This window comes from Streptomyces sp. NPDC058231, assembly GCF_042882275.1.
Classification (GTDB): domain Bacteria; phylum Actinomycetota; class Actinomycetes; order Streptomycetales; family Streptomycetaceae; genus Streptomyces.
On the sequence record NZ_JBHVWN010000002.1, the window covers coordinates 285314 to 295528 of the forward strand.

The following is a 10215-nucleotide window of genomic DNA, read 5'->3' on the forward strand; positions in this document are numbered from 1 at the left end:
GCGCCGCCCCAGGGGACGACTCCCTTACGCCGTCCGTCCTTGTGCCGGTCATGGTAGCCGCACCCCGCCCGTCACCACACCCTGTCACCGCGATGTCACTGTGCACGTACCGGAAACGCGGTGGGAGACCAGAAGGTTCCCCGCCCACCGCGTTCTCACACCCCTTCGAGCAGAGTCGATCAGCAACTTATCGTCATTCGCTCGATGGATGATCACTCTCCGCGCATCCACTGCTCCATGACGGAGAGCAGATGATCGGGGTCGGCGGGCTTGGTGACATAGTCGGACGCGCCGGAGTCGATGGCCTTCTCCCGGTCGCCCTTCATCGCCTTCGCGGTCAGCGCGATGATGGGCAGCCCGGCGAACTGCGGCATCCTGCGGATCGCCGTCGTCGTCGCGTAGCCGTCCATCTCCGGCATCATGATGTCCATCAGGACCACGGTCACGTCGTCGTGCTGCTCCAGGACCTCGATGCCCTCGCGTCCGTTCTCCGCGTACAGCACCGACAGTCCGTGCTGCTCCAGCACGCTGGTGAGCGCGAAGACGTTACGGATGTCGTCGTCGACGATGAGGACCTTCTCGCCGTTGAACCGGAAGACCCTGCGGGGCTCGGGCTCCTCCTGGCCGGCCTGCGCCCGGCCCTGCGACAGCGACTCCTGGGCCGGTGCTGCGGCAGGCCCGGTGGGCGTGGCGCTCCTCGACGGCAACGCGTGCCGCCGCTCCGCCCCGCCGAGCGCCTTGCGCCGCCGCCGGAACAGCCCTGCGGAACCGGCCGGATCGTGCAGCGTCGCGCCCGAACCCGCCTCCGTGATCAGAGCGTCGTCGATCACGGCACCGTGCAGCTCGACGGGGCCGGGGCCGATCTGCGGGTAGCCCTGCGGCGGCAGCTCGCTGGGGTGCAGCGGAAGGTACAGCGTGAAGGTCGAACCACGGCCCGGCTCGCTCGACGCGTGGATCTCACCGCCCAGCAGCCGCGCGATCTCCCGGCTGATCGAGAGGCCGAGCCCCGTGCCGCCGTACTTGCGGCTGGTCGTACCGTCCGCCTGCTTGAACGCCTCGAAGATCACCAGCATCTTGCTGGACGCGATCCCGATTCCGGTGTCGGTGACCGAGAACGCGATCAGGTCGGCGTCCGCGTCACGGAGCGAACCGGCCTCGAGAAGCTGTTCACGGATGGCGTTCGGCACATCCGCGCTGGCGTGCCGGATCACCAGCTCGACGGCGCCGCTGTCGGTGAACTTCACCGCGTTGGAAAGGAGGTTGCGCAGCACCTGGAGCAGCCGCTGCTCGTCCGTGTGCAGTGTCGCCGGAAGCTCCGGCGACACCCGTACGGAGAAGTCGAGCCCCTTCTCCGCGGTCAGCGGCCGGAACGTGGCCTCCACGTAGTCGACCAGCTGGACCAGCGCGATCCGGGTCGGGCTGACGTCCATCTTGCCCGCCTCGACCTTCGACAGATCGAGGATGTCGTTGATCAGCTGCAGCAGATCGGAGCCGGCTCCGTGGATCGTCTCGGCGAACTCCACCTGCTTCGGCGAGAGATTGCCCTCGGCGTTGTCGGCCAGCAGCTTGGCCAGGATGAGCAGCGAGTTGAGCGGCGTCCGCAGCTCGTGCGACATGTTGGCCAGGAACTCCGACTTGTAGCGCATCGAGACCGCGAGCTGCTCGGCGCGCTCCTCCAGGACCTGCCGCGCCTCCTCGATCTCGGTGTTCTTCACCTCGATGTCGCGGTTCTGCTGGGCCAGCAGCTCGGCCTTCTCCTCCAGTTCGGCGTTGGACGCCTGAAGCGCCTTCTGCCGGTTCTCCAGCTCCTCCGAACGGTCGCGCAGCTGCTCGGTCAGCTCCTGCGACTGCTCAAGGAGCTTCTCCGTCTTGGTGTTGACGCTGATGGTGTTGACGCTCGTCGCGATCATCTCGGCGAGCTGGTTGAGGAAGTCCCGCTGGATGTGGGTGAACGGCTGGAACGACGCCAGCTCGATCACGCCGAGTACCTGCCCCTCGAAGAGCACCGGAAGCACGACCACATGCGCCGGCGGTGCCTCCCCGAGCCCCGAGGAGATCTTCAGATAGCCCGGCGGCACGTTGTCCACCTGGATCGTCCGCTTCTCCTCCGCCGCCGTGCCGATGAGTGTCTCGCCGGGGCGGAACGAGGTCGGCATCGACCCCGCGGAGTAGCCGTAGCTGCCCCGCATCCGGAGCACGTACGCGCTCTCCTTGTCGGCGTCGGCCCCCACCGTGTCGGTGTCACCGGTCGGCATCGCCAGGAAGAACGCGCCGTGCTGCGCCGAGACGACCGGGGTCAGCTCGCTCATGATCAGCGAGGCGACGTCGTCGAGGTCCCGGCGCCCCTGCATCAGACCGGAGATACGGGCGAGGTTGCCCTTGAGCCAGTCCTGTTCCTTGTTGGTGGCCGTGGTGTCCCGCAGGTTGGCGATCATCGTATTGATGTTGTCCTGCAGCGCCTGGATCTCGCCGGCCGCGTCCACATCGATCTTGAGGTTGAGGTCACCGCGGGTCACCGCGGTGGCAACGGCCGCGATGGCCCGCACCTGACGGGTCAGGTTCCCGGCCATCTCGTTCACCGACTCGGTGAGATCGCGCCAGGTGCCGTCGACGTCACGGACCCGTGCCTGGCCGCCCAGCTGCCCCTCGGTACCCACCTCGCGGGCCACCCGGGTCACCTGATCGGCGAAGGACGACAACTGGTCGACCATCGTGTTGATGGTGTTCTTCAGCTCCAGGATCTCGCCGCGCGCATCGATGTCGATCTTCTTGGTGAGATCGCCCTTGGCGATGGCGGTGGTGACCGTGGCGATCTGGCGCACCTGTCCGGTCAGGTTGGAGGCCATCGAGTTCACCGACTCGGTGAGGTCCTTCCACGTTCCGGAGACCCCCGGCACCCGGGCCTGACCGCCCAGCTCGCCCTCGGTACCCACCTCGCGGGCGACTCGCGTCACCTCGTCGGCGAACGAGGACAGCGTCGTCACCATGGTGTTGACGGTGTCGGCGAGTTCCGCGACCTCGCCGCGGGCCTCCACGGTGACCTTCTTCGTCAGATCGCCGTTGGCGACCGCCGAGGAGACCCGGGAGATGTTCCGCACCTGACTGGTCAGGTTGTTGGCCATCAGGTTGACGTTCTCGCTGAGGTCCTTCCAGATACCCGTCGCGCCACGCACCCGGGCCTGGCCGCCCAGGATGCCCTCGGTACCCACCTCCCGGGCCACCCGCGTCACTTCGTCACCGAAGTTCATCAGCTGGTCGACCATCGTGTTGACGGTCGTGACCAGTTCGAGGATCTCGCCCTTGGCGTCGACGGTGATCTTCTTCGACAGATCGCCCTTGGCCACCGCGGTGGTGACCTCGGCGATGTTGCGGACCTGCATCGTCAGGTTGTTGGCCATGCCGTTGACGGACTGGGTGAGGTCCTTCCACGTACCGGACACGCCCTGGACCTCGGCCTGACCGCCCAGGATGCCTTCCGTGCCCACCTCGCGGGCCACCCGGGTCACCTGCTCGGCGAAGTTGGAGAGCTGGTCGACCATCGTGTTGAGGGTGTTCTTCAGCTCCAGGATCTCGCCGCGCGCGTCCACGTCGATCTTCTGCGACAGGTCACCGCGCGCCACCGCCGTGGCGACCTGCGCGATGTTACGGACCTGGGCGGTGAGGTTCCCCGCCATGCCGTTCACCGAGTCGGTCAGATCGCGCCACACCCCGGCCACGCCGGGCACCTGCGCCTGCCCGCCGAGCCGCCCGTCCGTGCCCACCTCGCGGGCCACCCGGGTCACCTGCTCGGCGAAGGCGGAGAGCTGGTCGACCATCGTGTTGATGGTGTTCTTCAGCTCCAGGATCTCGCCGCGCGCGTCCACGTCGATCTTCTGCGACAGGTCGCCCCGGGCGACCGCCGTCGTCACCTGCGCGATCTGGCGCACCTGGGAGGTCAGGTTCCCCGCCATGAAGTTGACGGAGTCGGTGAGCTCCTTCCAGGTACCGGAGACACCGTCGACCCGCGCCTGGCCGCCGAGCCGGCCCTCCGTGCCCACGTCACGCGCCATCCGCGTGACCTGGTCGGCGAAGGACGACAGCTGCGCCACCATCGTGTTGACGGTGTTCTTCAGCTCCAGCATCTCGCCGGCCACATCGACCGTGACCTTCTGCGACAGATCACCGTTCGCGACCGCGGTCGTCACCTGCGCGATGTCCCGCACCTGACCCGTCAGGTTCCGGAACGCCGTGTTCACCGAGTCCGTGAGGTCCTTCCACGTCCCCGCCGCGCCCGGCACCTCGGCCTGCCCGCCCAGCCGACCCTCGACGCCGACCTCCCGGGCGACCCGGGTCACCTCCGAACCGAAGGACTGGAGCTGGTCCACCATCGTGTTGACGGTGTTCTTCAGCTCCAGCATCTCGCCGGCCACGTCGACGGTGACCTTCTGCGTCATGTCACCGCTGGCCACCGCCGTGGTCACCTGCGCGATGTCCCGTACCTGCGTCGTGAGGTTCCGGAAGACCGTGTTCACCGAGTCGGTGAGGTCCTTCCAGGTACCCGCCGCACCGGGCACCTGCGCCTGCCCGCCGAGCAGTCCCTCACCACCGACCTCGCTGGCCACCCGCGTCACTTCGTCCGCGAAGGTCCGCAGTGTCTCGGTCATCTGGTTGATGGTCTCGGCGAGCTGTGCCACCTCACCGCGGGCGCTCACCGTGACCTTCTGCGACAGATCGCCACTGGCGACCGCCGTCGTCACCTCGGCGATCCCGCGCACCTGGGAGGTGAGGTTGCCGGCCATGGTGTTGACGGAGTCGGTGAGGTCCTTCCACACCCCGGCCACACCGGGCACAGTCGCCTGCCCGCCCAGTTCGCCCTCCGTGCCGACCTCACGGGCGACCCGCGTCACCTCGGAGGAGAACGACGACAGCTGGTCGACCATGGTGTTGACGGTGTTCTTCAGCTGCAGCATCTCGCCGGCCACATGGACGGTGACCTTCCGCGACAGATCGCCCTTGGCGACCGCCGTCGTCACCAGGGCGATGTCCCGCACCTGTGCGGTCAGCCGGTACGCCATGGTGTTGACGGAGTCCGTCAGGTCCTTCCAGGAACCGGACATTCCGCGCACCTGGGCCTGCCCGCCCAGCTTGCCCTCGGTACCCACCTCGACCGCGACCCGCGTCACCTGCTCGGTGAACGCCGACAACTGGTCGACCAGGTTGTTGACCGTTCGGGCGACCTTCAGGAACTCGCCGCGCAGCGGACGTACGGTCTCGTCCGCGGTGTGCGACCGCAGCTCCATCCGCTGTTCCAGATCACCGTCGGCGACCGCCGACAGCACCCGCCCGACCTCGGACACCGGCCGCGCCAGGTCGTCGACCAGTTCGTTCGAGGCATCGATGGCGGCGGCCCAGGAGCCCTCGCAAGCCCCTGTCTCCAGACGCTCGGTGAGCTTTCCCTCACGCCCGACCACGCGACGTACACGTGCCAGCTCGCCGGTGAGATGGACATTCCGGTCGGCGACCTCGTTGAAGACCGCCGCGATCTCCGCCATGACACCGTCGCCCGAGACGGTCAGCCGCCGGCGGAAGTTCCCGTCGCGCATCGCCACCAGGCCCGCGAGCAGTCTGTTGAGCGCCGCGGCGTCCACATCGATGGTTCCATTGCGCTGATTCTTCACGGGCTGTCCGCCTTTAGTGCGCGTGCCTGATCCCCGCGCCGCCACGCCAGACTCCACCGTGTCCCTCCCGCAGGGGTTGACCGTATCGCTCGGGTCTTATCTGGGAGCTTGCCCAGTTCCACATTGGCTCACCGCCACGGTCCACCGTCGACGGGTGACCATGTGGACGTCAAATCGTTGAAACGTACCAGGCCGGAACTGATCGTGGTGAAACCTCCAACGGTTCTCCCACATCTCTCCGTTGGGAGGACCACACTTGTCGGGCCGTACGGCGCTTCCTGGTCGGACGTGCCCGAAGTCGGCCCTCGTGTACCCGGGACCCGGACCGAGCGTCTAGCCTGGCTGACGAATCGAAGCGGCGATAAACGGGCACAGGACTCGGGGAAGCGACGAGACACCATATGGGGAGTGCTGTGATCACCGCGCGCGCGGCTGCCACCTTCGACCCGGTCGGGCGCTCGGTCGCGACCGCCCGCGCCTTTGTCCGCGACACCCTGCAGGGCTGGGGGTACACGGACGTCGTCGACGACGCGGTCGTCCTCACCAGCGAACTCGTCACCAACGCCGTGGTGCACGCGGGGACCGCCGCCGACGTGCTGTGCCTGCGCACCGAGGACGGTGTGCGGGTCGAGATCTCCGACCACTACCCGGAACGCGAGATCCCGCTCCAGACCAGCCGTCTGGACTTCGGCAGCCCGGACCGTGAAAGCGGCCGTGGCCTGCTGCTCTGTTCCGCGCTCGCCGCCCGGTGGGGCGTCGAGTACACCCCGACGCACAAACACGTCTGGTTCCAGCTCGATCTCCCCGAGCGCCCGGTGGGCATCCGTTCCGCGGGCCCCCTGCTCCCCACCGACCTCCTCCCGGTGGCCGACGAGCGCGTCCGGGTCGCCGTGGTCCAGATCGACAGCTCCGGTTCCATCGCCGCATGGAACGACGACGCAGCGTTCCTGTTCGGCCACAGCGCGGAGCAGGTGACCGGGAAGCAGCTCACCGACTTCGTGGCCTGGCCACACACCCCGGGCACCAACACCGGCATCGCCGACGCGCTCCGGCTCTCCCGCTGGGAGGGCAGCTACGGCATCCGGGGCGGCGACGGCCGCACCATCCCCGTCTACGCGTCGCACCTCAGGGTCCGGGACACCCAGGGCGACCCGTCGACGGTCTGCCTGCTGGTCCGCGACTACGAGCGCGCCGTACTGCAGTCCCCCGTCCGGACACCGGTCTCGGACGCCGGGTCCGAGAGCCGCACGACGGACCCCTTCGAGGTCTTCATCGGCTCCCCGGCCCCCGACGACCTCGACGGACTGCTCCAGCGCACCGTGGAGCGGGCCCGCGACATGCTCGACGCCGATTCGGCCTTCCTTCTGCTGGCCACGGACGACGAGACCGAGCTGGAGGTACGGGCCACGACCGGCCTGCCGTCAGCCCGCCAGCGCTTCGCCCGCGTGCCCGTCGAGGCGGGGACAGGCCGGTACGGCTCCGCCCGGATGCCCGCCGTCCACGAGGACCTCTCGGTCGTCCCCGGAGCCGTCCCGCTGCTCAGTGACACCGGTATGCGCTCCGTCGTGACGGTCCCGCTGAAGGTCGAGGGCCGGCTCACCGGCTCACTGGGCGTCGCGGCGGAGACGCCCGGGCGGTACACCAACGAAGAGGCGCTGCGCCTCCAGTTCGCCGCGGACCGGATCGCGCTGGCCGTCGAATCGGCCCGGCTCGGCGAGCTCGAACGCCTACGCCGGGGTTCCCTGTCCTTCCTCGTCGAGGCGTCCGACCTGCTCGCCGGCACCCTCGACCGCGATCAGACCCTGGCTCTGATGGCCCAGATGACGGTACCCACCCTGGCCACCTGGTGCGCGGTCTACACGATCGCCGACCAGTCCTCGGAGCCGTACCTCTCGTACGTGCTCCACGAGGACGAGGAGCTCATCGACGGCCTCAAGGCACTGCTCTCCACGATCGCCCCGCCGGACCCGGTTCCGACTCCCGGTGCCCGCGTCTGGGGCGCCCCGTCCGAGGCCGGCCATCAGGCGGCGCTGCGGGCCTCCATGCGCAGCCTCGGCTTCGACGAACCCGACGGTCCCGGTTCCGGTATCCGCACGACACTGGCCACTGCCGCCGCCGTGGGCGGCGAGACCGTGGTCCTTCCGCTCGTCGCCCGTAACCGCGTCATCGGCATGCTGACGCTCGGCAAGCCGTCCGACGACCACTTCCGTCAGGAGATCCTGGAACTCGCCGAGGACCTCTCCCGCCGCGCCGCCCTCGCGCTCGACAACGCGCGGCTGTACTCGGAGCGCATGGCGATCAGCCAGTCCCTGCAGCGCAGCCTGCTGCCGCCGGGGTTGCCGGACGTCCCCAATGTGGAGATCGAGGTCATCTACCGGGCGGCGGGCGAAGGCAACGAGGTCGGTGGTGACTTCTACGACGTCTTCCCGATCCGTGACGGTGCCTACGGCTTCGCCATCGGTGACGTCTGCGGTACGGGTCCGGAGGCCGCGGCGGTCACAGGCCTGGCCCGTCACGCGCTGCGTCTGCTCGCCCGTGAGGGCTTCGGCGGTCCCGCCGTCCTGGAACGGCTCAACGCCGCGATCCTGGACGAGGGCGCCCGCAGCCGCTTCCTCACGCTGCTCTACGGCGAGCTGTGGCCGCAGGAGGACGGCAGCGCGCTGCTGAAGGTGGTGTGCGCCGGGCATCCGCTGCCGCTGCGTCTGCGCCAGGACGGCACCGTCGAGGCGGCCGCCGAACCGCAGCCGCTGCTGGGTGTCATCGAGGACCTCGAACTCTACGAGCAGACGGTGACCCTGGATCCGGGCGATGTGCTGCTCTGTGTGACCGACGGTGTCACGGAGCGCCGCGAGGGAACGCGCATGCTCGGCGACGACGGCCTGGCCGACGTGCTGACCACCTGCACGGGCCTGACGGCCGGGGCCGTGGCGGGCCGTGTGCTGCGGGCGGTCGAACGCTTCGCCGCCGATCCCGCCTCCGACGACATGGCCATCCTGGCCATGCGGGTCCCCGAACCGCCCGCTGTCTGAGCACACTTCACCGGTCTGCTGCCTCTGGCAGACTCCGGCCCATGTCCTCAGAAACGATCACCGCGGATGCCGCGGGTACTTGGCAGCTGGGCGACCTGACGGTCAACCGCGTCGGCTTCGGTGCGATGCGGCTGACCGGCAGTGCCGCGTTCCATCTCGGCACGCCGAGCGACCGGGAACGGTCGATCAGCGTGCTCCGGCGTGCGATCGAACTCGGTGTGAACCACATCGACACGGCCGCGTTCTACTTCTCCTCGCTGCGTTCGGCCAATGAGCTGATCAACCGCGCGCTGGCTCCGTATCCCAAGGATCTGGTCATCACCACCAAGGTGGGCCCGGTACGGGATCCGTCGGGCGCGTGGCAGCCTCCTGCCCGGCCTGAGGAGCTGCGTGGCCAGGTGGAGGAGAATCTGCGCCAGTTGGGCCGTGACCACCTCGACGTGGTCAACCTGCGCCTCATGGGCCAGGATTCGGTCGCAGAGCACTTCGGCGCGCTGGCCGAGCTCCGCGACGCCGGCCTCATCCGTCACCTCGGTATCTCCAACGTCACCGGTGACGGCCTCGCCGAGGCGCGGTCCGTCGCACCGGTGGTCTGTGTACAGAACCGCTACGGGCTTCAGTCCCGGTCCGCGGACGCGGACGACATCCTGCGGGTGTGCGGGGAGCAGGGCATCGCGTTCGTCCCGTTCTTCGCCATCGCCGGCGAGGGGCGCGAGCAGGGCGCCGGTGCCGCCGTCAGCGGCGACGACGAAGTACTGACGGCCGTCGCCGGCGCGCACGGCGCGACGGTCTCACAGATCAGGCTGGCGTGGACGCTGCATCAGGGCCCGCATGTGCTGGCGATCCCGGGCACCGGTAATCCGGACCACCTCGTGGAGAACGTGGCCGCCGGCGCGCTGCGCCTCACGGCTGACGAAACAGCCCGTCTGGATTCACTCCCCAGCTAATGCGAAAGGCCCCCGCCGCTGGCGGGGGCCTTTCGCATTACCGAGCCCCAATACGGAATCGAACCGTAGACCTTCTCCTTACCATGGAGACGCTCTACCGACTGAGCTATTGGGGCCTGCTGCGCTGTGGCAACGAGGTAAAGCATACCCCGAACCTGTGGATATGCATAACCGCCTGCGACGGGTGTCATGAAGGCCGGCCACAGCTCGCGACCGGGCGTCATCCACGCGACCACGGAGCCGGGCACACGCGACCGTACGGTGAACGCAGAAAAGCCCCGCACCAGAGGTGCGGGGCTTTCCCGGAATAATTGTTCGGCGGCGTCCTACTCTCCCACAGGGTCCCCCCTGCAGTACCATCGGCGCTGAAAGGCTTAGCTTCCGGGTTCGGAATGTAACCGGGCGTTTCCCTAACGCAATGACCACCGAAACACTATGAAATTAACCAACACCGGGCAAAAACACGGCCGTTCGTTATTTCAGAACTAACACAGTGGACGCGAGCAACTGAGGACAAGCCCTCGGCCTATTAGTACCAGTCAGCTCCACCCGTTACCGGGCTTCCACATCTGGCCTATCAAC

3 protein-coding genes, 1 tRNA gene and 2 rRNA genes are annotated in these 10215 nt (G+C 68.2%); 2 read left to right on the plus strand and 4 right to left on the minus strand.

Features of this window, described 5'->3' with window-relative positions; all coding sequences use genetic code 11:
- Positions 1-212: 212 nt before the first annotated feature.
- Entirely contained in the window at positions 213-5657 is a 5445-nt protein-coding gene (locus ACFVXE_RS02755; protein WP_389668486.1) for a HAMP domain-containing protein, read from the minus strand.
- Positions 5658-6070: 413 nt separating this feature from the next.
- Here ACFVXE_RS02755 and ACFVXE_RS02760 point away from each other — a divergent pair, with 413 nt between their 5' ends.
- Positions 6071-8686 (plus strand): SpoIIE family protein phosphatase, encoded by a 2616-nt coding sequence (locus tag ACFVXE_RS02760; protein WP_389668487.1) that lies wholly within the window; start codon positions 6071-6073, stop codon positions 8684-8686.
- Between the two features lie 41 nt (positions 8687-8727).
- Positions 8728-9633, plus strand: a complete 906-nt coding sequence (locus ACFVXE_RS02765) for an oxidoreductase (protein ID WP_389668489.1) — start codon at positions 8728-8730, stop codon at positions 9631-9633.
- Between the two features lie 43 nt (positions 9634-9676).
- Here the strand turns inward: ACFVXE_RS02765 and ACFVXE_RS02770 are convergent.
- The 3 genes from ACFVXE_RS02770 to ACFVXE_RS02780 form a co-directional block, all read right to left on the minus strand.
- Positions 9677-9749: transfer RNA gene (locus tag ACFVXE_RS02770), tRNA-Thr, on the minus strand.
- A gap of 197 nt (positions 9750-9946) precedes the next feature.
- Positions 9947-10063: ribosomal RNA gene (rrf, locus tag ACFVXE_RS02775) — 5S ribosomal RNA — on the minus strand.
- A 79-nt stretch (positions 10064-10142) separates the two neighbouring features.
- Positions 10143-10215, minus strand: a 23S ribosomal RNA gene (locus ACFVXE_RS02780); the annotation flags it as partial.